Raw genomic sequence first — 20,263 nt, 5'->3', positions numbered from 1 at the left:
TCGCGCAGCACCCCCCGGCAAGGGGGCGACCGGGCGGCGCGGGGCTCCGGGCGCCGCAGCTTCACCCGGACGCAGCCTCGTGACTGTTTTGACCGCATTTCCGATGTCCCGCGCCGCGCCGAGCCGCCCGCGCCGGATCCGACCTCTGGGAGGCAGACCCATGCACCTTCTCCGCTCGCTCCTGATCGTCCTCGCGGCCCTCATGGCGCTGCCCCAGATGGGCGCGGCCCAGGCGGTCGACCCCGAGGTGCAGCGCGCCGAACCCGACGCCGCGACCACCACGCTCGAGGACATCCTGCGCCGCCAGGAGGGTCTCTCCTCGGACGACACCGCCGCCCGCCGCGCCCTGACCGGCGTGCGCGAACCCACCGAGAGCGCCTCGGACGGGCCGCTCGGCACGCTCGGCGGCGCCTCTGACGCCGACCTCTGGCGCGCCTTCCGCTTTGACGAGGGCGAGATCACCACCCAGGCGCGGGGCCCGGCCTCCAATGTCATCATGCAGGGCGGCGGCCAGTGGTGGCTCGAGCTGCGCGAAGGCCCGGTGCTGCACTGGGGCGGCTACCTGCTACTCGGCACCATGGGGCTCCTGGCGCTCTTCTACCTCATCAAGGGCCGGATCCGCATCGAGGGCGAGAAGACCGGCCGCCGCATCCAGCGCTTCACCGGCATCGAGCGCTTCGGCCATTGGCTCATCGCCGGCTCCTTCGTGATCCTGGCGCTGACCGGGCTGATCACGCTGATGGGCCGCGAGTTCCTGATCCCGGTCTTCGGGCTCGAGCTTTTCTCGGACATCGCCATCGGCTCCAAGTGGCTGCACAACAACGTCTCCTGGGCCTTCATGCTGGGGCTGATCATGGTCTTCGTGATGTGGGTGGCGCATAACATCCCCGATCTCACCGACCTGAAGTGGATCGCCAAGGGCGGCGGGATCTTCACCAAGGGCCACCCGCCCGCGAAGAAGTTCAACGCCGGCCAGAAGATGATCTTCTGGGTGGTGGTGATCTTCGGGGTCTCGGTCTCGGCCTCGGGCGTGGCGCTGCTGTTTCCCTTCCAGATCACGCTTTTCGAGCCGACCTTCGCGCATCTCAATTCCTGGGGCGTGCCCAGCCTGATCGGCATGGAGAGCTTCCCCACCGATCTCGAACCGCAGGAAGAGATGCAGTTCGCCCAGCTCTGGCACGCCATCGTGGCCTTCGTGATGATGGCGGTGATCATCGCCCATATCTACATCGGCACGATCGGCATGGAGGGCGCCTTCGACGCCATGGGCCAGGGCGACGTCGAGGAGCAATGGGCGCGCGAGCACCATTCGCTCTGGGCCGAGAAGAAGCTCTCCGAGGGCGCGGGCCCGACTCGCGGGGCCTCCGGGGCCACCCCAGCAGAGTGACGGCCTTGCGCGCCCCGGCCCTCGCGCTGGCAGCGCTTGCCGCGCTTCAGGCGCCGCTCGGCCCCGCCCCGGCGGCGGCCGAGCTGCCCTATCTGCGGCTCGAGGGCCACGGCGGCCCGGTCATGGACGTCGCCGTCAGCCCCGAGGGCCGCGTCGCCACGGCGAGCTTCGACAACGCCGTGGGGCTCTGGGAGGGCGGCACGCCGCGCTGGCACGACGGCCATGCCGCCGCGGTCAACGCGGTGCTCTTCCTCTCCGAGAGCGAGGCCGTCTCGGCCGCCGACGACTTCGACCTGATCCGCTGGGACCTCGCGACCGGCGCGGCGACCCGGCTTTCCGGGCACCGGGGCAAGGTGGTGGCGCTGGCGGCCTCCGAGCGGCTGATCGCCTCGGCGGGCTGGGACGGGGTGATCGGGCTCTGGCCGCGCGATGGCGGGCCGGGGCGGTTCCTCTCGGGCCATGACGGGCCGGTCAACGACCTGGCCTTCGCCGAGGGCGGGGCGGTGCTTTACTCCGCCTCCGCCGACGGCAGCTTGCGGATCTGGGATCTGCCCGCGGGCACCGAGCGCGCCCGGCTGGTCGAACACGGCTTCGGGCTGAACGAACTGGTGATCGACGAGGCCGCGGGCTGGCTCGCCTATGGCGCGGTCGACGGGGTGACCCGGGTGGTCGACCTCGCGACCGGCGCGGCGCGGGCCGATCTGACGCTCGACCGCCGCCCGATCCTGGCGCTGGCCCGCACGCCCGACGGCGCCCGGCTCGCCATCGGCGACGGCGAGGGTTTCATCTCGGTCGTCGCCACCGACCGCTGGAGCATCGAGGGCGATTTCCGCGCCGCCACCCGGGGCCCGATCTGGGCCCTGGCCTTCGACCCTTCGGGCCGGGCGCTTTACGCCGCCGGGCTCGATTCCGCCGTGCACCGCTGGCCGGTCGAGAGCCTCTCGGACCAGCCGCAGATGCAGACCGGCGACATGGCCTTCCTCGGCGATCCCGAGGCGATGCCCAACGGCGAGCGGCAGTTCAAACGCAAGTGCTCGATCTGCCACACGCTGACCCCGGGCTCGGCGCGCCGCGCCGGCCCTTCGCTTTATGCGCTCTTCGGGCGCCCCGCCGGCAGCCTTTCGGACTACAGCTATTCCGAGGCGCTGACGGGCTCCGAGCTGGTCTGGGAGGCGGCGACGATCGACGCCCTCTTCGATCAGGGCCCGGCGCATTATATACCCGGAACCAAGATGCCGATGCAGCGGATCACCGGCGCGGGCGACAGGGCGGACCTGATCGCCTACCTGCGCCGCGAGACCGCACCCAAGAAGGAGCAGCCATGAAAGCCATGATCCTGGGCTTTGCCGCCGTGATCGCAATCGCCGTCGTCGCCTGGGCCGGGCTGACCGCCTGGGACTTCTCGGCCGCCGACCGCACCGCCTCGAACGGCGCCGTGCGCCTGGGCGAAGCCGGCCCGGAGAACGCCGGCAGCCCGACGGAGACGGAGGCGGCGGAGTAAGGGGGGCTTAGGTGGCGTGAGGCTGGCCGCTGGCGGGGCTCGGTGCGGCGCTTCTTTGGGGTCGTGTGGCGGGGGGGCTCGGTGGCGCGCGGCAATGAGGCCGTGCGGCATGGGGGTTCTTGGTGCTGCAAGGCTATGAGCCCGCGCGGTCCCGGGGGTCTTGGTGCCGCAAGCCTTTGAGACCGGGCGGCCCCGGTGCTTCTTGGTGCCGCGCGCCTTTAAGCCGGAGCGGCGATCAGGGCGTGTGGCGCCTGGGCCTATTGGAGCCGCGCGCCTTTGAACCCGCGCGGCCTCTCTCCCTCCTGATCCTCAGCGGCCTCCCCCTCTCCCAGCGTCGCGCCCCGCTCCACCCTGTCGCGCAACGCCCTGCCCCCCTCACAGCCCTCCCGCCAGAGGGCGCGCGCCGGACCGGGGGCCGGCGCTTCTGACCTCTGGGCTGCGCACTTTATGGCTGCAAGGTCATTGCTCGCTGTGAGCTAGGCACGCCACCCCAAGGAGCGCCGGCCCAAGGGGCCGGTCCGGCGCGCGCCCGGCACCTTCGGTGCTATTCGGGCGCAAGAAGGGCGTTGTCCCAGCGTTGTGCGCGGTGGTGAGTGTAGAGCCTGTCGAGTGGCAGGTGTGGGGTTTGTCAGGTGGCGGGCGTCGTGCGTGTCGGGTGGCCCGTGTGAGATGTGTCGGGTGGACGGCGTCGTGTGTGCCGGGTGGCAGGTGTGGTGTGTCTCGGGTGATAAGTGCGGTGCGTCTCTGATGGTGGGTTGAGGCGGTCTGATGCGCGGCGACATTGGGCCCGATGACCCATCGATAACGGCACAAGCCCCAATCCGCCCGCACGCTCCCCTTCCAGCTCACCTGCCCCAGCCGCTCCCAACCCCAACGACCAGTCCTCGAACCCCAACGCCCAGCTCTCCAGCCCCACCTTCCAACTAAGCCCCCCCATTTTCCCGCCCTCCCCCGGCACACCCCGTGTTACCCTCGCGCCGAACCACCCCGGGGAGGCGCTGCCATGGCATTCCATCTTCTCGTCGGCACCACCAAGGGCGCCTTCATCCTCACCTCCGAGGACCGCGCCGCCTGGTCCGTGAGCGGGCCGCATTGCGACGGCTGGCCGATCAACCACATGGCGGGCGACGCCGAGGGCGGGACGCTCTGGGCCGGGGGCGGCAACGACTTCCACGGCGCGGGCGTCTTCCGCTCCGAGGACGGCGGCGCAACATGGACCCTCACCAAGCTCTCGCGCGGCGAGATCGACACCTGGCTCGCCAATGACCCCGAGATGCGCGCCTTCTTCGGCCAGGCGCCCGCCGAGGACGCGCCCTTCGGCGACAGCCTCGATGCGATCTGGTCGCTGCACTACAGCCAGGGCACGCTCTACGCCGGGGCCAAGCCCGCGACGCTGGCCAAAAGCACCGACGGCGGCACGAGCTGGACCGCGCTCGAGGCGCTGACCGAGCATCCGACCGCCAAGGACTGGGCGCCGGGGGCCGCCGGGCTGACCCTGCACACGATCCTCAGCGACCCGCGCGCCCCCGAGAAGCTCTGGGTCGGCATCTCCGCCGCGGGCGTCTTCGCCAGCGAGGACGGCGGCGCCTCCTGGGACCGGCGGGTGCGGCGGGCCAACACCCCCGCGGCGACCTCGGGCCACCCGGCGGCGGGCAGCCCCGAGGAGATCGGCCTCTGCGTGCACAACATGGTGCGGGCGCCCTCGGCGGCGGGCGACGTGATCTGGCAGCAGAACCACCATGGCACCTTCCGTTCCGCCGACGGCGGCCGCTCCTGGGAGGAGGCGGGCGCGGGCCTGCCCTCGACCTTCGGCTTTCCGATCGCAGTGCATCCCGCCGACCCCGAGACCGCCTGGGTGCTGCCGCTCAACGGCGACATGGAGGGGCGCTTCCCGCCCGGCGCCTCGGCCAAGGTCTGGAAGACCTCGGACGGCGGCGCGAGCTGGAGCCCGCGCCAGGTCGGCCTGCCCGAGCGCGACTGCTTCTTCACCGTCCTGCGCCAGGCCATGGCGACCGACCGCGAGGCCGACCCCGGGGTCTATTTCGGCACCAACTCGGGCTCGGTCTTCGGCAGCCGCGACGGCGGCGAGAGCTGGGAGGAGATCGCCCGCCACCTGCCGACGGTGCTCTGCGTCGAGGCCTTCAGCCCCGGCCCGTCAGCCGCGGCAGCACCAGGGGCGTGAGATACATCGGCACCTGGTAGCAGCCGATGAAGACCATGAAGGGCGCGGCCATCTCGGGCGGGATCGCCGCGAGGAAGAGCGCGAGGTTGCGGTTGCCCGCCGAGATCGCGAAGGCCCGGGCCTCGGTTTTCGCGGTCAGACGCCGCCCGATGCGCCAGGCGCCGAGGCTCTGGGCGAGGTAGAGCGCCCAGGCAAACAGGAAGGTCAGCGCCAGGGCCCCCGGCGCATCGCGCGCGGCCGGGGCCAGCGCCGACATCAGGCCCACGACGACCAGCGCCATGGCCAGCGCCATGGCCCCGTCGATCGCCGGGCGCGCCTCGGGGCGGCTCAGCGCCGGGAGGACGCGGCGCAGGAGCCCCGCCAGCCCCACCGCCAGCGCGATCAGCAAAAGGAGCCGCAGCGCCCCGCCGAAGACCGCCATGGGGTCGGGAAAGACCGGCAGCAGCGCGAAGACCGGCAGCGCCGTCAGCGGCAGAAGCGCGGTGCCCAGCGTCAGCTGGCGCAGCGCCGCGCCCGCATCCGCCCCGGACATGACCGCGAGCCCCGGCGCCCCGGTGATCGGGGCTGCGGCAAAGACCAGAAGCGCGGCCAGCGCGAGCGGCGCATCCAGAAGCCCCCCGGCCCAAAGCGCGGCCCCCGCCAGGAGCGGCAGCGCGAACTGCAGCGCCAGCGTGGCGGTCAGGCCGGAGCGCAGCCCCGCCCGTGCGGGCAGCGCGGCGCGCGGCCCCTCGCGCAGGCCGGCGAGGCAGAGGAGCACCGCCAAAAGCGGCACGATTGCCGGGGCGAAGGCCCGCGCCAGCCCGGGCAGAAGCGTGCCCGCCACCAGCCCCGCGATCAGGAGCCAGCGCCCCCAGCCCGCCAGCGCGGCCAGCGCCCTCAAAGCGTGGTCGCCGCCCGCGCGGCGTGGTCGTAACTGCCCGAGAGCGCCCGCAGGAGGGCGGCCAGCCGCGACATCTCCTCGGGGCGGAAGCCGTTCTCCCGGGCGAGATCGACCAGCAGCGCCTCGCGCACCTCGGCGTAGCGGGCGCAGAGGGCGGCGCCCTCCTCGGTGATCTCCACGGCCTTTTCCTTGCCCTGCCGGGCGGTGACCACCAGCTTGCGCTCGGACAGCTTGCGCACCGCGTAGCTGACCAGATGCGCGTCCTCGACGTGCAGGACCAGCCGGATGTCGCCCAGGGTCTTGGCCCGGTCGCGGTGGTTCACCAGGTGCAGGATCAGCACCTCGAGCGGCGCCATGCCCGGCGCGCCCGCGGCATCCATGCAGCGCACGATCCAACGCTGGAAGGCGTGGTTGGCCATGGTCAGCGCGTATTCGACCTCGGACAGCTCGGGCATGCCCGAGGCCGCCAGATGGGCCGAGCTCACGACCGGGCCGATGCCCGTCTTCTTGCCCTCGGCGCTCATCGTGACAGCATCGTCCCGGGCAGCCAGAGCGCGATCCCCGGGAAGGCCGAAAGGATCGCCACCGCCAGCACCAGAAGCAGGAAGAAGGGCGCGGCGTAACGCGCCACGGTGAAGATGTCCCGCCCGGTGATGGTCTGGATCACGAAGAGGTTGAAGCCCACCGGCGGGGTGATCTGGCTCATCTCCACGACCAGCACCAGGAAGATCCCGAACCAGATCGGGTCGATGCCCGCGCCCACCACCATCGGCAGGATGATCGAGACCGTCAGCACCACGATGGAGATCCCGTCGAGGAACATCCCCATGACGATGAAGAAGACCGTCAGCATCGCGAGCAGCGCATAGGGCGACAGCCCCATGTCGCCGATCAGCCGCGCCAGTTCGCGCGGGATGCCGGTGTAGCCCATGGCGACCGTCAGGAAGGAGGCCCCGGCCAGGATGAAGGCGATCATGCAGGTGGTGATCGTCGCGGCCCGGAGCGAGTCGAAGAAACCGCGGAAGCTCATCGCGCCGGTCACGGCGGCCAGGATCAGCGCGCCGGTGACGCCGATGACGGCGGCCTCGGTGGGGCTCGCGATGCCAAGGTAGATCGAGCCGATCACCGCCACGATCAGACCCAGCACCGGAAGAAGCCGGGCGGCGGCGCCCAGCGCCTCGCGCCGGTCGACGGCGGGTTCGGCTTCGGGCATGCGGCTGCGGTTCAAAAGCGACCAGAGCATGATGTAGCCGCCGAAGAGCGCCGCCAGCATGAAGCCGGGCACCACGCCCGCGAGGAACAGCCGGGCGATGGATTGCTCGGTGGCGGCGCCGTAGACGATCAGGATGATCGAGGGCGGGATCAGGAAGCCGAAGGTGCCCGAGCCCGCCAGCGTGCCGATCGCCATGGCGTCGTCATAGCCGCGCGCTTTCAGCTCGGGCAGCGACATCCGCCCGATGGTCGCCGTGGTCGCCGCCGAGGAGCCCGAGACCGCGGCAAACAGCGCGCAGCCCATGACGTTCACATGCAGAAGCCGCCCGGGCAGCTTCGCGGTGAAGGGCGCGAGGCCCGAGAACATGTCCGAGGAGAGCCGGGATCGCACCAGGATCTCGCCCATCCAGATGAACATCGGCAGCGCGGTCAGGTCCCAGACGGTCAGCCCGCCCCAGACCTTGGTGGCGAAGACCAGGCTCGGCGGTGCCGAGGCGGCGGCCAGCATGGCCACCAGCCCCACCGCGATCAGCGCGAAACCGACCCAGAGGCCCAGCGCCAGCGCGCCGAAAAGAACCACCACCAGGAGCGGCGCGAGCGTTGCGATTTCCATCAGGACTTGCCCCCGTCCTTGACCTCGGCCGCGTCATGGGCGGGCGTGCCGCCGCGGATCTGGGTGACCATCGCGTCGAGGATCGCCAGCGTGAACAGCGCGAGCCCCAGCGTCATCACCCCCTGCGGGATCACCAGCGGGATCGGCACGACGCCGTAGCTGACCGAGTTGAATTTCAGACTGTCGAGCGCCTGCAGGAGGCTCGACCAGGTGGCGAAACCGGCCAGCGCCGCAGCCCCGCCCGCGACCGCGGCCCCGAGCCAGCGCGCCGCGGTCTCGGGCAGCGCGGTGATCAGCAGTTTCACACGGACGTGGCCGCCCGCCTGCAGCGTGCCCGCGAGGCCGAGGAAGACCGCGCCGGCAAAGAGGAAGGCCCCGAACTCGGCCAGCGAGGGCACCGTCAGCCCCGGCGGCGGCAGCGCCAGCGCGCGGGCCGCCCGGTCGGTCAGCCGTCCGAGGATCTGCGCGAGCACCAAGACGGCGATCAGCGCGAAGGTCAGCGCCGCCAGCCACAGCGCGAGGTCGTAGATGCGGTCGAGCAATCGGCGCATGTCGTGCCCCTTCGGTTGGGAATGGACGGATGCGGCGGGACGCCAGGCCCCGCCGCGCCCGAAGGTCCGTCACATGCTGGACTGATAGGCGTCGATGACCTCCTGGCCTTCCGCGCCGGCGTCCTCGAGCCATTCCTGGGTCATGGTCTCGCCGATCTCAGCCAGCTCGCCCGAGAGCGTCTCGGAGGGTGCCGAGATGGTCATGCCGTTCTCTTCAAGCTCGGCCATTTTCGATTCCGTCTCGGCCTCGGACATCTCCCAGCCGCGGGTCTCGGCTTCTTCGGCGGCGGACAGGATCGCCTCCTGCTCGGCCTCGGAGAGCCCGTCGAAGGCCGAGGAATTCACGATCACCATGTTCTTCGGCAGCCAGGCCTGGGTGTCGGTGTAGTTCGAGGTGAAGTCCCAGGCCTGCGAGGAAACGCCGGTCGAGGGCGAGGTAATCATCGCGTCGACCCGGCCGGTGGCGAAGGCCGTGGGGATGTCGCCGGTCTCGATCTGGGTCGGCACCGCGCCCATGAGCTGCGCCAGCCGCTCGGTCGCGGCGTTATAGGCCCGGAAGGAGGCGCCTTCGAGGTCGGCGGCGCTTTCCACCGGCTCCTGGGTGTAGATCGACTGGCCCGGCCAGGGCACCGCGAAGAGCAGCGTCAGCCCCTGGGCGGCGAGCTTTTCCTCGACCAGCGGGCGCGAGGCCTCCCAGAGCGCGCGGCCCTCGTCGTAGCTCGAGGCCAGGAAGGGAATCGAGTCGACCGCGAAGATCGGATCCTCGTTGGCCAGCCGCGACATCAGCACCTCGCCGATCGGCGCGAGCCCGCGCCGCACGCTGTCCTTGATCTCGGGATGGGCAAAAAGCGAGCCCGCCGAATGCACGGTGATGGTCATCGACCCATCGGTCGCCGCCGAGACATCCTCGGCGAATTGCTGGATATTCTGGGTGTGGAAGACGCTGTCGCCATAGGGCGTCGGCATGTCCCATTCCGCCGCCGCAGCAGGCAGCGCGAGCGATGCGGCGATCAGCGCCGCGGGCAGAGTGCGAAAGGTACTCATGGTCATTGCGGATTTCCCTGTTGTTGTGCGGGCGGCTTTTGGCAGCCCCGGACCTGCCGCCCTTGGCCCGGATGCGGGAAGCTTGACCAGACACCTATATTTTGTCAACGATTTGTCGGTGAATACTCATTGAGGAGCTAGGCATGGCGCAGCAGACGACGGGAAAATGGGATTTCTGGATCGACCGCGGCGGCACCTTCACCGATGTCATCGGCCGCGACCCCTCGGGCGCGCTCTCGGCGCTGAAGCTCCTGTCCGAGAACCCCGGCGCCTATGACGACGCCGCGATCGAGGGCATCCGCCGCTTTCTCGACGTCGACCCCGGCGCCATCCCGCCCGAGCGCGTCGGCACCGTCCGCATGGGCACCACCGTGGCGACCAACGCGCTGCTGGAACGCAAGGGCGACCGCACGCTCCTCCTGATCACCAAGGGCTTCCGCGACGCGCTGCGCATCGGCTACCAGGACCGCCCCGACATCTTCGCCAAGGAGATCGTCCTGCCGGAGATGCTCTACGACCGCGTGGTCGAGGTCGAAGAGCGCGTGCGCGTCGACGGCACCGTGGAACAGACGCTCGACCTCGAGGCCGCGACCGAGGCGCTAAAGCAGGCCAAGGCCGACGGCATCGACGCGGTGGCCATCGTGCTCATGCACGCCTGGACCGCCCCCGAGCACGAGCGGCAACTGGCCGAGGCCGCCCGCGCCGCCGGGCTCTCGCAGGTCTCGGTGAGCCACGAGGTCTCGCCCCTGATCAAGCTCGTCGGCCGGGGCGACACCACCGTCGTCGACGCCTATCTCACGCCGATCCTGTCGCGCTACGTCGAGAAGGTGGCCGGTGCCCTGGGCGCGACGCCGCCCGACCAGGACGGCCCGACGCTGCAGTTCATGATGTCCTCGGGCGGTCTGACCGCCGCGGACCGCTTCAAGGGCCGCGACGCCATCCTCTCGGGCCCCGCGGGCGGCGTCGTCGGCATGGCGCGCACCGGCCAGATCGCCGGTGAGGACCGGGTGATCGGCTTCGACATGGGCGGCACCTCGACCGATGTGGCGCATTTCGACGGCAGCTTCGAACGCGCCTTCGAAACCCAGGTGGCGGGCGTCAGGATGCGCGCGCCGATGCTGCGCGTCCATACCGTTGCCGCGGGCGGCGGCTCGATCCTGCACGCCGAGCCCGGCCGCTTCCGCGTCGGCCCCGACAGCGCCGGTGCCGATCCCGGCCCCGCCTGCTACCGCCGGGGCGGCCCGCTGACCGTGACCGACGCCAATGTCATGCTCGGCAAGCTCAACGCCGACTACTTCCCGGCGATCTTCGGCACGGGCCAGGACCAGCCGCTCGACCGCGCCGCCGTGGCCGAGAAATTCGCCGAGATCGCCAAGGCCGAGGGCAAATCCCCCGAGGAGGTGGCCGAGGGCTTCCTGCGCATCGCCGTCGAGAACATGGCCAATGCGATCAAGAAGATCAGCGTGCAGCGCGGCTACGACGTGACGCGCTACCTGCTCAACGCCTTCGGCGGCGCGGGCGGGCAGCATGCCTGCCTGGTGGCCGATGCGCTGGGGATGACCAAGGTGCTGGTGCACCCGCTCTCGGGCCTCTTGTCGGCCTATGGCATCGGGCTCGCCCGGGTGACCGAGGCGCGCCAGCGGGCGCTCGAGACCGAGCTGTCCGAAGCGCATCGCGCCGGGATCGAGACCGCGCTCGAGGAGCTCTCCTCCGAGGTCGCGACCGAGCTCGCCGCCCAGGGTGTCGCCGAGGAAGGCCGCAGCCTGACCCCGCGCCTGCACCTGCGCTACGCGGGCACAGACACCGCGATCCCGGTGGCCTGGGACGGCGACATCGCCAAGGCCCGCGCCGCCTTCGAGACCGCCCATGAGGCCGAGTTCGGCTTCACCGCGCCCGACAGCACGCTGGTCATCGAGGCCGCCGAGATCGAAGGCCAGGCCGCCGAACCCGCCGCCGACCCCGAGCCCAGCGGGCATCTCTCCGAAGGCGCGGCCGAGGTGGCCGACACCGTGCCGGTCTTCTCGGGTGGCGAACAGCACGACGCCCGCGTCGTCCGCCGCGCGGCGCTGACCCCGGGCCGCCACGTCGAGGGCCCGGCCCTGATCATCGAGCCGAACCAGACCATCGTGGTCGAGCCGGGCTGGCGCGCCGAGGTCACCGCCCGCGACCACGTCATGATGAGCCGCGTCACCGCCGCCAACCGCGCCGGCGCCATCGGCACCAAGGCCGACCCGGTGCTGCTCGAGGTCTTCAACAACCTCTTCATGAATATCGCCGAACAGATGGGCGTGGCGCTGCAGAAGACCTCGCGCTCGGTCAACATCAAGGAACGGCTCGACTTTTCCTGCGCGGTCTTTGACGCCTCGGGCGCGCTGGTGGCCAATGCACCGCATATGCCGGTGCACCTGGGCTCCATGGACCGCTCGGTCGAGACGGTGATCCGCCTGAACGAGGGCGCCGTGCGCCCCGGCGATGTCTTCGCGCTGAACGCGCCTTACAACGGCGGCACCCATCTGCCCGACATCACCGTGGTCACCCCGGTCTTCGACGAGGCGGGCGCCAAGATCCTCTTCTGGGTCGCCTCGCGCGGGCACCACGCCGATGTCGGCGGGGTCGCGCCGGGCTCGATGACCCCGCTCGCCACCAGCGTCGAGGAAGAAGGCGTGCTGATCGACAACTTCCGCCTGGTCGAAGGCGGGCGCTTCCGCGACGCCGCGATCCGCGAGGTGCTGACCGACCACGCCTATCCCGCGCGCAACCCCGACCAGAACATCGCCGATCTCAAGGCCCAGGTCGCCGCCAATGCCCGCGGCGCCGCCGAGCTGCGCGCCATGATCGGCCAGTTCGGCCTCGAGGTGGTCGAGGCCTACATGGGCCACGTCCAGGACAATGCCGCCGCCGAGGTGGCCCGGGTGATCGGCCGGCTCTCGGACGGCGAATACGCCTATGAGACCGACACCGGCCAGGAGATCCGCGTGAAGGTCACGGTCGACCGCGAGAAAGGCGAGGCCACGGTGGATTTCACCGGCACCTCGGAGGCGCGGAAGAACAACTTCAACGCCCCCGAGCCGGTGACCCGCGCGGCGGTGCTTTACGTCTTCCGGGTCATGGTCGAGGCGCCGATCCCGATGAACGCGGGCTGCCTGCGGCCGGTGCGCATTGTGATCCCCGAGGGCTCCATGCTGGCGCCCCGCCATCCCGCCGCGGTGGTCGCAGGCAACGTCGAGACCTCGCAGCATGTGACCAACGCGCTTTTCGGCGCGCTCGGGGCCATGGCCAACAGCCAGGGCACGATGAACAACCTGACCTTCGGCAATGCCCGGCACCAGTATTACGAGACGCTCTGCTCGGGCAGCCCCGCCGGCGCGCGGAACGACGGGACGGGCTTTGCCGGGACCGACGCGGTGCATGTGCATATGACCAACTCGCGGCTGACCGACCCCGAGGTGCTGGAGCTGCGCTATCCGGTGCTGCTCGAGGATTTCCGCATCGACGCGGGCTCGGGCGGCGCGGGCCGTTTCGCCGCGGGCGACGGCACCACCCGGCGCATCCGCTTCCTCGAGGAGATGGAGATGGCGATCCTCTCCTCCCACCGGAGCCGCCCGCCCCAGGGCGTCGCCGGCGGCGGCGAAGGCCGGGTCGGCCGCACCGAGATCCACCGCGCCGACGGCACCACCGAAGAGCTGCGCGCCGCCGACCAGTCCCAGGTCGCCCCCGGCGACGCCGTGGTCGTGGTGACGCCCACCTCGGGGGGGTATGGAGAGCGCTGAGGGAGTTGGTTCCGGCCCCTGCCCGGGAGGGTGGGGGTTGGGCCGCCGCTTTACTGATCAAGTCAGGCGACGCAATTTTCGCTTCTGCATTATTCTGCGCTTGAATTCGTATCGCACCATGATACATCTTGAGCATGATCCAGAGCACGAAGGGCAAGCTCGCCGCAGGCGCCATGAGCGGAACCTACGGCAAGCGCTTTCCGGCGGATCTGGTGAAGCGGGTCCGCGCGATCTTCGCGGCGCTCGATTCGGCGGTGGTTCTAGAGGATTTGCGCTTCCCTCCTGGCAATCACCTTGAAGAGCTGAAGGGGGATCGTGCGGGTCAGCACTCCGTGCGGATCAACCGACAATGGCGCGTGTGTTTTCGTTGGACGGACCAAGGCCCGGCCGAGGTCGAGATCGTGGACTACCACTGAGAGGCGATGAGATGACACGGATGCAGGTCGCAGTTCACCCGGGCGAGGTGCTGCGCGAACTCTACCTGGCCCCCCTCGAAATGAGCACCGGGACGCTCGCTCGGCGCACCGGCGTGCCGCGCACCCGGATGGAGCGGCTTTGCCGCGAAGAGGTCGGCCTTTCGGTCGACACGGCCTTTCGCCTTGCCCGCTTCTTTGGCACCACGCCAGACTATTGGGCCAACCTTCAGAAGAATTACGAACTGATCAAAGGCGCGGAAGAGATCGACGTTTCGGACATCACACCCCTTGAAATCGCGTGACTTTGGCCCGCCGGGTGACAGCCGCGCGAACGGCTGCTGCTTACCGCTAGCCAGCCGGTCGAAGAGCGTTTGCTCGATCAAGATCAGAATTCTGGCGATCCCTCGAGGACTCGAACCCCGAACCTGCTGATTAGAAGTCAGCTGCTCTATCCAGTTGAGCTAAGGGACCGCTCGGCGCCCTCTATGCCGGGGCGCGCGGGCCGGGGCAAGCGGCGAGAGGCGCGCTCAGTGCGTCCAGGTCGAGCGGCGGTCGTGCGCGAAGTTCTCGGCGTAGCCGCGCGGGCGGACGTTGTGCTTGCGGCGCTTGGGCTCGAAGACCTGCGCGTCGATGCCGTGGTCGCGGGCGTATTCGACCGCCGCCTCGCGGGTCTCGAAGCTGATGCGGACCTGCGCCTGGGTGTCGTCGGACGAGGTCCAGCCCATCAGCGGATCCACGGTCCGCGGGGTCTCGGGCACGAATTCCAGCACCCAGTGCTTTGTCATGGCCCAGCCCGAGGACATCGCGGTCTTGGCGGGCTGATAGATGCGTGCGCGCATGGGAACACCTCCGGTCTTGCCCTTGGGCTTATCGGGAAAAATGCCGTGGCTTGCAAGGCGGGAAGCGGGCCGGGGCGCCCCGATCGGAGCCGCGCGCCCGCCCCATCGCGGCGCGAGCACGGGAACGTCAACTCGGTGACGGGCGATCTCGGCTAGTCTCGGGGGCAAAGGACACGCGCGACGGGAGGCGCCGATGCCGAGACCATCCATCACGAGCCCGCAGAAGACCCCGCGCACGAGGAGGCTGGCCAGCGCGCTCGCCCCTCTCGCGCTGGCCGTCGGCCTCGCGCCGCCGCTTGCCGCCAGCGAAGGCCAGCGCATCACCGTCGAGGGCGAGATCATCGACACCTGGTGTTATTTCTCCGGGGTCATGGGCGGGCCCGAGGCGGTGGTCGGCTCGGCCCATCACACCTGCGCGCTCTGGTGCTCGGCGGGCGGCATCCCGGTGGGCCTGCTGACCCCCGAGGGCGAGGTCTACATGATCCTCAAGCTGCCCGGCACCGACCAGCTCGCCGGGGGCGACACCGCGCTGCGGCTCGCCTCGCACAGCGTCAGCGCCGAGGGGCTGCACTACGCCCGCGACGGGCTGAACTACATCCTGGTCGAAGAGGTGCTCTCGGACGCCGACATCACCAATCTCAACCACGAGGATTACGGCGTGGTGCCCGGCTTCGCGATCCCCGACGACGCGCTGGAGGACTAGGCCATGCGGATCCCCCTGCCCTTTGCCATGCCGCTCGCGGCTCTTGCCGCCCTGCCCTTCGCCGCCACGGCGCAGGACTTCTCGGAAGGCTCCGAAGCCACCAGCTGGAACCTCTACGGCGAGGAGAAGGCCCGCTTCGAGGCCGAGGTCGTCGACCCGATCTGCACCCTCTCGGGCGCCTGCGAGACAGCCTGCGCGCCGGGGCGGCAATACGCCCTCCTGCGCGAGGCCGACGGCGCGCTGATCCTGCCCCTGAAGAACGGCCAGCCGCTCTTCACCGGGGCGGCGCTGGAGCTTGCGCCCTTCTGCGGCACCCGGGTCGAGGTCGACGGGCTGATGATCGAGAACCCCGAGATCGGCGCCACGCATATCTACCAGCTGCAGCGCCTGCGCCCGCTGCCCGAGGGCGACTGGTTACCCGCCAACCGCTTCACCCGCGCCTGGGCCGAGGAGAACCCCGAGGCCGCGGGCGAAGGCCCCTGGTTCCGCCGCGACCCGCGCGTGACCGCCGAGATTGAGGCCGAGGGCTGGCTGGGTCTCGGCCCAGAGGCCGAGCAGGCCTTCGTCAAGGACTGGCTGGGGGTGGAATGAGCCGCGCGGCTCCTCTGCGGGCGTTTGGCTGCGCGGCGCTCCTGGCGCTGCCCGCGCCGCTGCTGGGCGCGCCGTTATGGGCGGAGGCGCCGGCGCCCGCGTGGGTCGCGGCGCCCAAGCACATCCGGGGCGACAATACCGCCCAATTTGCGGCCCATACCCCCGCACCTTTGCAAGCCTCCGCACCCGCGCCCTTCTCGGCCCACACCCCCGCTCCCATCCCGGCCACCACCGCCGCGCCCCCGGCCAGCGACACCACCCCGCCCGCGCCTTTCCCACTGGCCCTCGGCGGGCCCTTCGCCCTGACCGACCAGACCGGCACCCGCCGGACCGAGCGCGCCCCAGGCGCCGACCTGCAGCTCCTCTTCTTCGGCTATGCCAATTGCGAGGCGATCTGCTCGGTCGCCCTGCCCCGCATGGGCGGCGCGGTGACGGCGCTCGCCGAAGACGGTCTCACCGCCCGCCCGGTGATGATCACCGTCGATCCCGCGCGCGACCGGGTCGAGACCATCGGCCCGCCGCTCACCCGGCACCATCCGGCCTTCTTGGGACTGACCGGCAGCCCCGAGGAACTCGCCGCCGTCTACAAGGCCTTCGGGGTCGAGGCCGAGGTGCTCTTCCACGACCCCGGTGGCCATCCGGTCTATGCCCACGGCAGCCATATCTTCCTGCTCGACGGCGCCGGAAAGGTGCTCACCTTGGTCCCGCCGATCCTCTCCGCCGAACGCCTCGCCGAGATCGCGCAAAGCTACCTGCCCCGCTGACCCGACCACCAAACCGCCCAGCGCATCCCACGCAAACACAGCCCGCCCGGCACGGCGCACCACCCCCGACACCCCAGAGCCACCACCCCCAGGCCTGACCGGGCCTCAAATACTCCGAGAGCCCGAGAGCAGAGCTCTCGGAGGCGCCGGGCGGGCTCGATGCCCGCCCGGCGCCTTGCCCCACCAAAAAACACCACGCCCCGGCACGGCGCGCCACCCAAACACCCCAGAGCCCCCGCCCCCCAGGCCTGACCGGGCCCCAAATACTCCGAGAGCCCGAGAGCAGCGCTCTCGGAGGCGCCGGGCGGGCTCGATGCCCGTCCGGCGCCTTGCCCCGAAGCGCAAAGACCCCGATAGACAGAGCGCAAGACCCGAAGGAACCGCCCCGCCCGGCCTTGATTCCGCCGCGCGCGACCGCAAGTCTAGCCTTCGAGCAAGGAGGCCCCCGCCCATGCACAACAACCGCCCCGACCAGATGCCCGATCTCTTGCATGCCTCCGCGCCGGATGTCGCCGTGCGCGAGAAGCTCGAGGGCGGCAAGCGGTTCGTCATGCACACCGAATACGCCCCCGCGGGCGACCAGCCGACCGCCATCGCCGAGCTTGCCGAGGCGGTGACCAGCGGCGAGCGCAACCAGGTGCTGCTCGGCGCCACCGGCACCGGCAAGACCTTCACCATGGCCAAGGTGATCGAGGAGACCCAGCGCCCGGCGATCATCCTGGCGCCGAACAAGACGCTGGCGGCCCAGCTCTACGGCGAGTTCAAGCAGTTCTTCCCGGAGAACTCGGTGGAGTATTTCGTCAGCTACTACGACTACTACCAGCCCGAGGCCTACGTCCCGCGCTCGGACACGTATATCGAGAAGGAATCGCAGATCAACGAGCAGATCGACCGGATGCGCCACTCGGCGACCCGGGCGCTGCTGGAGCGCGACGACGTGATCATCGTCGCCTCGGTCTCCTGCATCTACGGCATCGGCTCGGTCGAGACCTACGGCGCGATGACGCTCGATCTCTTCACCGGCCGCGAATACGACCAGCGCAAGGTCATGGCCGACCTCGTGGCGCAGCAGTACAAGCGCAACGACCAGGCCTTCCAGCGCGGCTCCTTCCGGGTTCGGGGCGATGTGCTCGAGGTCTGGCCGGCGCACCTCGAGGACCGCGCCTGGCGGTTCTCCTTCTTCGGCGAGGAGCTCGAGGCGATCACCGAGTTCGACCCGCTGACCGGCCAGAAGACCGGCAATTTCGAACGCATCCGCATCTACGCGAACTCGCATTACGTCACGCCGCGGCCGACGCTGAAACAGGCCGCCGAGCAGATTAAGCGCGAGCTGCGCCAGCGGCTCGACCAGCTGGTCAGCGAAAGCAAGCTCCTGGAGGCCCAGCGGCTCGAACAGCGCACCAATTTCGACCTCGAGATGCTCGAGGCCACGGGCTCCTGCAACGGCATCGAGAACTATTCGCGTTACCTCACGGGCCGGGCCCCGGGCGAGCCGCCGCCGACGCTCTTCGAGTTCATCCCCGACAATGCCATCGTCTTCGCCGACGAAAGCCACGTCTCGGTGCCGCAGATCGGCGGCATGTATCGCGGCGACTACCGGCGCAAGTTCACCCTGGCCGAACACGGCTTCCGGCTGCCCTCCTGCATGGACAACCGGCCGCTGAAGTTCGAGGAATGGGACGCCATGCGGCCGCAGTCGGTCTTCGTCTCGGCGACCCCCGCCGACTGGGAGCTGGAGCAGGCCGGCGGCGTCTTCACCGAGCAGATCATCCGCCCCACCGGCCTTCTCGATCCCAAGGTCGAGATCCGCCCCGTCGAGACCCAGGTCGACGACCTTCTCGACGAGATCCGCCATGTCAGCCAGGCCGGCTACCGCACGCTCTGCACCGTGCTGACCAAGCGCATGGCCGAGGATCTGACCGAATACCTGCACGAGCAGGGCATAAGGGTGCGCTACATGCACTCCGACATCGACACCATCGAGCGCATCGAGATCCTGCGCGACCTGCGGCTCGGCGCCTTCGACGTGCTGGTGGGCATCAACCTCTTGCGCGAGGGGCTCGACATCCCCGAGTGCGGGCTGGTGGCGATCCTCGATGCGGACAAGGAGGGGTTCCTGCGCTCCGAGACCTCGCTGATCCAGACCATCGGCCGGGCGGCGCGGAACTCGGAGGGCCGGGTGATCATGTATGCCGACCGGGTCACCGGCTCGATGGAGCGCGCCATCGGCGAGACCGAGCGCCGCCGCGAGAAGCAGATGGCCTACAACGAGGAACACGGCATCACGCCCGCGACGATCAAGAAGAACGTCGAGGACATCCTCGCCGGGCTCTACCAGGGCGACACCGACATGAACCGGGTGACCGCCAAGATCGACGACAAGCACCAGGGCTCGAACATGCAGGCGGTGCTCGACGGGCTGCGCGAGGACATGCGCAAGGCCGCGGAGAACCTCGAGTTCGAGGAGGCCGCCCGGCTCCGCGACGAGGTCAAGCGGCTGGAGGCCGTCGACCTCGCGGTCTCCGACGACCCGCTGGCGCGCCAGCAGGCGGTCGAGAAGGCCTCCGCCGAGGCCACCAAGTCCCGCGGCCGCTCCACCGCCGGCCGCCCCGGCCAGCGCGGCGGCAACGTGCAGCGGCGGAAGAAGGGGGGCTGAGGGGGCATGCGCCTGGGCCCTCGCGCGACCCTGCGAGGGCGTGAGGCAGACGCCCTTTGTCACCTCGAGGCTGTCCGGGCAGCGGTGACCTCTCACGCACGGCCGGCCTCAACCGGGGCCGCCGCCGCCAGCGTCGCGCTTTACCCGCACTGACGTTCGGGGTAGTCTGTCAGTGCATCCCGTCACAGAACAAATGCCATGACCAATCTGACCATCCGCATGGAGCCCGAGGAAAAACGCCAGCTCTCCGCCTGGGCGGCCAGCAAGGGCCAGAATGTGACCGACTACATCAAGGACCTCGTCGCCGCCGACATGCAGGCGGGCAGCGCGGACAGCCGGGCGGCGGCCTGGCTTGCGGAGCACCGAGAGGCGCTGGCCGATGAAGCCCGACTCATTCAGAGCGCCGGCATCCCCGGGGCGCATCTCGCCCTGCACTTCCCGGAACGCGATGAGGACCTTTGACCTCTTCGAGATCAGCGGCGCGCTTTACCTGGTTGTCCAGGCGGAACATCTGCTCGATCTCAACTCGGTCATCGTTCTGCCAGTTCTGCCGCGCGAGGCCTATCCCGCGCTGCGCAAGCTGACGGTCGATATTTCCATCGACGGCGCGCCGTACCGCATCCGCACCCATATGCCGCTCACCATCGAGGCCCAGCGCCTGAGGCACCTGCGGCCCGTCCACAGCCTTACACCGGACGAGGGGCAGATGGTCATGGATGGGATGAACGCGATCCTCTGGGGCCTGTGACACTGCGCGGGCGGCGCTCATCGCCTGCCGCGCGGGCTCTGTCCTCCGGGGCCTTTGCGCCCCGCCCCCCTGCCGCCCTCTTGCGCCATAACGCACGCCTCACGGGAACATGACCCGGGGATGCGCGTTATTGCCGCAAGACACATATTGGAGGCACATCATGGAATATGGACTTCTGGGCCTGCTGGTCCTCATCCTCGACATCTATGCCATCTACCAGACAATCACCTCGGGCGCCTCGACGCTGGCGAAGGTGGTCTGGGTGCTCGCCATCCTGATCCTGCCGGTCCTGGGCTTCATCGCCTGGCTGGTCGCCGGGCCGCGCGGCGGATCGGTGCGCGCGTGATGAGAACAGCCGCTCCGCGGGGCCCTGCGGCCTCGGGACGGTTTAAGACCAAGGCGTCGG

At 70.1% G+C, this 20,263-nt stretch carries 20 protein-coding genes and 1 tRNA gene; 14 read left to right on the top strand and 7 right to left on the bottom strand.

All coding sequences use genetic code 11. The annotated features are described in order from the left end of the window. Nucleotides 1-160: 160 nt before the first annotated feature. From LR948_RS08200 to LR948_RS08185, 4 genes are all read left to right on the top strand, one after another. Nucleotides 161-1,387 carry a formate dehydrogenase subunit gamma gene (locus LR948_RS08200; RefSeq protein WP_232753507.1) on the top strand — a complete coding sequence of 409 codons (1,227 nt, stop codon included), beginning with the start codon at nt 161-163 and terminating at the stop codon, nt 1,385-1,387. Beyond that, nucleotides 1,384-2,712, top strand: coding sequence for a c-type cytochrome (locus LR948_RS08195; RefSeq protein ID WP_370634914.1), 1,329 nt, complete (start codon nt 1,384-1,386; stop codon nt 2,710-2,712). The genes LR948_RS08200 and LR948_RS08195 overlap by 4 nt, the downstream gene beginning before the upstream one ends. Further along, on the top strand, nt 2,709-2,888 hold the full coding sequence (locus tag LR948_RS08190) for a hypothetical protein (RefSeq protein WP_232753505.1): 180 nt from the start codon (nt 2,709-2,711) through the stop codon (nt 2,886-2,888). The genes LR948_RS08195 and LR948_RS08190 overlap by 4 nt, the downstream gene beginning before the upstream one ends. Nucleotides 2,889-3,891: 1,003 nt before the next feature. Further along, nucleotides 3,892-5,070 (top strand): sialidase family protein, encoded by a 1,179-nt coding sequence (locus LR948_RS08185; RefSeq protein WP_232753504.1) that lies wholly within the window; start codon nt 3,892-3,894, stop codon nt 5,068-5,070. Here the strand turns inward: LR948_RS08185 and LR948_RS08180 are convergent. The 5 genes from LR948_RS08180 to LR948_RS08160 all read right to left on the bottom strand — a co-directional run bounded on the left by LR948_RS08180 (nt 5,030) and on the right by LR948_RS08160 (nt 9,376). Beyond that, nucleotides 5,030-5,950, bottom strand: a complete 921-nt coding sequence (locus LR948_RS08180) for a hypothetical protein (protein ID WP_232753503.1) — start codon at nt 5,948-5,950, stop codon at nt 5,030-5,032. The two genes, LR948_RS08185 and LR948_RS08180, sit on opposite strands and share 41 nt — an antisense overlap. Beyond that, nucleotides 5,947-6,474, bottom strand: coding sequence for a winged helix DNA-binding protein (locus tag LR948_RS08175; protein WP_232753502.1), 528 nt, complete (start codon nt 6,472-6,474; stop codon nt 5,947-5,949). Before LR948_RS08175 ends, LR948_RS08180 begins: the two co-directional genes overlap by 4 nt. After that, nucleotides 6,471-7,775 (bottom strand): TRAP transporter large permease, encoded by a 1,305-nt coding sequence (locus LR948_RS08170; RefSeq protein ID WP_232753501.1) that lies wholly within the window; start codon nt 7,773-7,775, stop codon nt 6,471-6,473. Before LR948_RS08170 ends, LR948_RS08175 begins: the two co-directional genes overlap by 4 nt. Further along, nucleotides 7,775-8,326 carry a TRAP transporter small permease gene (locus LR948_RS08165; protein WP_232753500.1) on the bottom strand — a complete coding sequence of 184 codons (552 nt, stop codon included), beginning with the start codon at nt 8,324-8,326 and terminating at the stop codon, nt 7,775-7,777. The genes LR948_RS08170 and LR948_RS08165 overlap by 1 nt, the downstream gene beginning before the upstream one ends. Nucleotides 8,327-8,395: 69 nt before the next feature. After that, the gene (locus LR948_RS08160; RefSeq protein WP_370634913.1) at nt 8,396-9,376 is read right to left on the bottom strand and encodes a TRAP transporter substrate-binding protein; all 981 of its coding nucleotides are present in this window, start codon (nt 9,374-9,376) and stop codon (nt 8,396-8,398) included. 137 nt (nt 9,377-9,513) lie between these two features. Here LR948_RS08160 and LR948_RS08155 point away from each other — a divergent pair, with 137 nt between their 5' ends. The 3 genes from LR948_RS08155 to LR948_RS08145 all read left to right on the top strand — a co-directional run bounded on the left by LR948_RS08155 (nt 9,514) and on the right by LR948_RS08145 (nt 13,858). After that, nucleotides 9,514-13,140 (top strand): hydantoinase B/oxoprolinase family protein, encoded by a 3,627-nt coding sequence (locus LR948_RS08155; protein ID WP_232753499.1) that lies wholly within the window; start codon nt 9,514-9,516, stop codon nt 13,138-13,140. A 134-nt stretch (nt 13,141-13,274) separates the two neighbouring features. After that, nucleotides 13,275-13,556, top strand: coding sequence for a type II toxin-antitoxin system RelE/ParE family toxin (locus LR948_RS08150; protein ID WP_232753498.1), 282 nt, complete (start codon nt 13,275-13,277; stop codon nt 13,554-13,556). An 11-nt stretch (nt 13,557-13,567) separates the two neighbouring features. Beyond that, a complete protein-coding gene (locus LR948_RS08145; RefSeq protein ID WP_232753497.1) occupies nt 13,568-13,858 on the top strand; it encodes a HigA family addiction module antitoxin in 291 nt (96 codons plus the stop codon). 92 nt (nt 13,859-13,950) lie between these two features. Here the strand turns inward: LR948_RS08145 and LR948_RS08140 are convergent. Together LR948_RS08140 and LR948_RS08135 are read right to left on the bottom strand one after the other, a co-directional pair. After that, nucleotides 13,951-14,027 (bottom strand) — tRNA-Arg (locus LR948_RS08140). Nucleotides 14,028-14,083: 56 nt separating this feature from the next. Beyond that, the gene (locus LR948_RS08135; protein WP_232753496.1) at nt 14,084-14,395 is read right to left on the bottom strand and encodes an ETC complex I subunit; all 312 of its coding nucleotides are present in this window, start codon (nt 14,393-14,395) and stop codon (nt 14,084-14,086) included. 193 nt (nt 14,396-14,588) lie between these two features. Here LR948_RS08135 and LR948_RS08130 point away from each other — a divergent pair, with 193 nt between their 5' ends. The 7 genes from LR948_RS08130 (at nt 14,589) to LR948_RS08100 (ending at nt 20,203) form a co-directional block, all read left to right on the top strand. Further along, nucleotides 14,589-15,098, top strand: coding sequence for a hypothetical protein (locus LR948_RS08130; protein ID WP_232753495.1), 510 nt, complete (start codon nt 14,589-14,591; stop codon nt 15,096-15,098). A gap of 3 nt (nt 15,099-15,101) precedes the next feature. Next, nucleotides 15,102-15,689 carry a hypothetical protein gene (locus LR948_RS08125; RefSeq protein WP_232753494.1) on the top strand — a complete coding sequence of 196 codons (588 nt, stop codon included), beginning with the start codon at nt 15,102-15,104 and terminating at the stop codon, nt 15,687-15,689. Between the two features lie 170 nt (nt 15,690-15,859). Further along, complete coding sequence (locus LR948_RS08120) at nt 15,860-16,453, top strand: SCO family protein (protein WP_232753493.1); 594 nt, start codon at nt 15,860-15,862, stop codon at nt 16,451-16,453. A gap of 451 nt (nt 16,454-16,904) precedes the next feature. After that, nucleotides 16,905-19,109, top strand: a complete 2,205-nt coding sequence (gene uvrB, locus LR948_RS08115; protein WP_232753492.1) for an excinuclease ABC subunit UvrB — start codon at nt 16,905-16,907, stop codon at nt 19,107-19,109. 198 nt (nt 19,110-19,307) lie between these two features. Continuing rightward, nucleotides 19,308-19,571, top strand: coding sequence for a hypothetical protein (locus tag LR948_RS08110; protein ID WP_232753491.1), 264 nt, complete (start codon nt 19,308-19,310; stop codon nt 19,569-19,571). Continuing rightward, nucleotides 19,558-19,857, top strand: a complete 300-nt coding sequence (locus LR948_RS08105) for a CcdB family protein (protein WP_232753490.1) — start codon at nt 19,558-19,560, stop codon at nt 19,855-19,857. The genes LR948_RS08110 and LR948_RS08105 overlap by 14 nt, the downstream gene beginning before the upstream one ends. A gap of 160 nt (nt 19,858-20,017) precedes the next feature. Beyond that, nucleotides 20,018-20,203 carry a PLD nuclease N-terminal domain-containing protein gene (locus tag LR948_RS08100; protein WP_232753489.1) on the top strand — a complete coding sequence of 62 codons (186 nt, stop codon included), beginning with the start codon at nt 20,018-20,020 and terminating at the stop codon, nt 20,201-20,203. The last annotated feature ends 60 nt before the right edge of the window (nt 20,204-20,263 follow it).

The sequence above is a fragment of the Roseivivax sp. GX 12232 genome (assembly GCF_021272185.1).
Classification (GTDB): Bacteria; Pseudomonadota; Alphaproteobacteria; order Rhodobacterales; family Rhodobacteraceae; genus Roseivivax.
Note: the sequence above shows the minus strand (reverse complement) of the source record. Positions and strands in the feature narration are given on the sequence as shown.

Bases quoted from the DNA above. Each gene is read 5' to 3' on its own strand.
- LR948_RS08190 (WP_232753505.1), top strand. From the start codon at position 2,709: ATGAAAGCCATGATCCTGGGCTTTGCCGCCGTGATCGCAATCGCCGTC.
- LR948_RS08155 (WP_232753499.1), top strand. From the start codon at position 9,514: ATGGCGCAGCAGACGACGGGAAAATGGGATTTCTGGATCGACCGCGGC.
- LR948_RS08135 (WP_232753496.1), bottom strand. From the start codon at position 14,395: ATGCGCGCACGCATCTATCAGCCCGCCAAGACCGCGATGTCCTCGGGC.
- LR948_RS08130 (WP_232753495.1), top strand. From the start codon at position 14,589: ATGCCGAGACCATCCATCACGAGCCCGCAGAAGACCCCGCGCACGAGG.
- LR948_RS08110 (WP_232753491.1), top strand. From the start codon at position 19,308: ATGACCAATCTGACCATCCGCATGGAGCCCGAGGAAAAACGCCAGCTC.
- LR948_RS08185 (WP_232753504.1), top strand. From the start codon at position 3,892: ATGGCATTCCATCTTCTCGTCGGCACCACCAAGGGCGCCTTCATCCTC.
- LR948_RS08170 (WP_232753501.1), bottom strand. From the start codon at position 7,775: ATGGAAATCGCAACGCTCGCGCCGCTCCTGGTGGTGGTTCTTTTCGGC.
- LR948_RS08200 (WP_232753507.1), top strand. From the start codon at position 161: ATGCACCTTCTCCGCTCGCTCCTGATCGTCCTCGCGGCCCTCATGGCG.
- LR948_RS08125 (WP_232753494.1), top strand. From the start codon at position 15,102: ATGCGGATCCCCCTGCCCTTTGCCATGCCGCTCGCGGCTCTTGCCGCC.
- LR948_RS08105 (WP_232753490.1), top strand. From the start codon at position 19,558: ATGAGGACCTTTGACCTCTTCGAGATCAGCGGCGCGCTTTACCTGGTT.
- LR948_RS08100 (WP_232753489.1), top strand. From the start codon at position 20,018: ATGGAATATGGACTTCTGGGCCTGCTGGTCCTCATCCTCGACATCTAT.
- LR948_RS08145 (WP_232753497.1), top strand. From the start codon at position 13,568: ATGACACGGATGCAGGTCGCAGTTCACCCGGGCGAGGTGCTGCGCGAA.
- LR948_RS08165 (WP_232753500.1), bottom strand. From the start codon at position 8,326: ATGCGCCGATTGCTCGACCGCATCTACGACCTCGCGCTGTGGCTGGCG.
- LR948_RS08150 (WP_232753498.1), top strand. From the start codon at position 13,275: ATGATCCAGAGCACGAAGGGCAAGCTCGCCGCAGGCGCCATGAGCGGA.
- LR948_RS08175 (WP_232753502.1), bottom strand. From the start codon at position 6,474: ATGAGCGCCGAGGGCAAGAAGACGGGCATCGGCCCGGTCGTGAGCTCG.
- uvrB (WP_232753492.1), top strand. From the start codon at position 16,905: ATGCACAACAACCGCCCCGACCAGATGCCCGATCTCTTGCATGCCTCC.
- LR948_RS08160 (WP_370634913.1), bottom strand. From the start codon at position 9,376: ATGACCATGAGTACCTTTCGCACTCTGCCCGCGGCGCTGATCGCCGCA.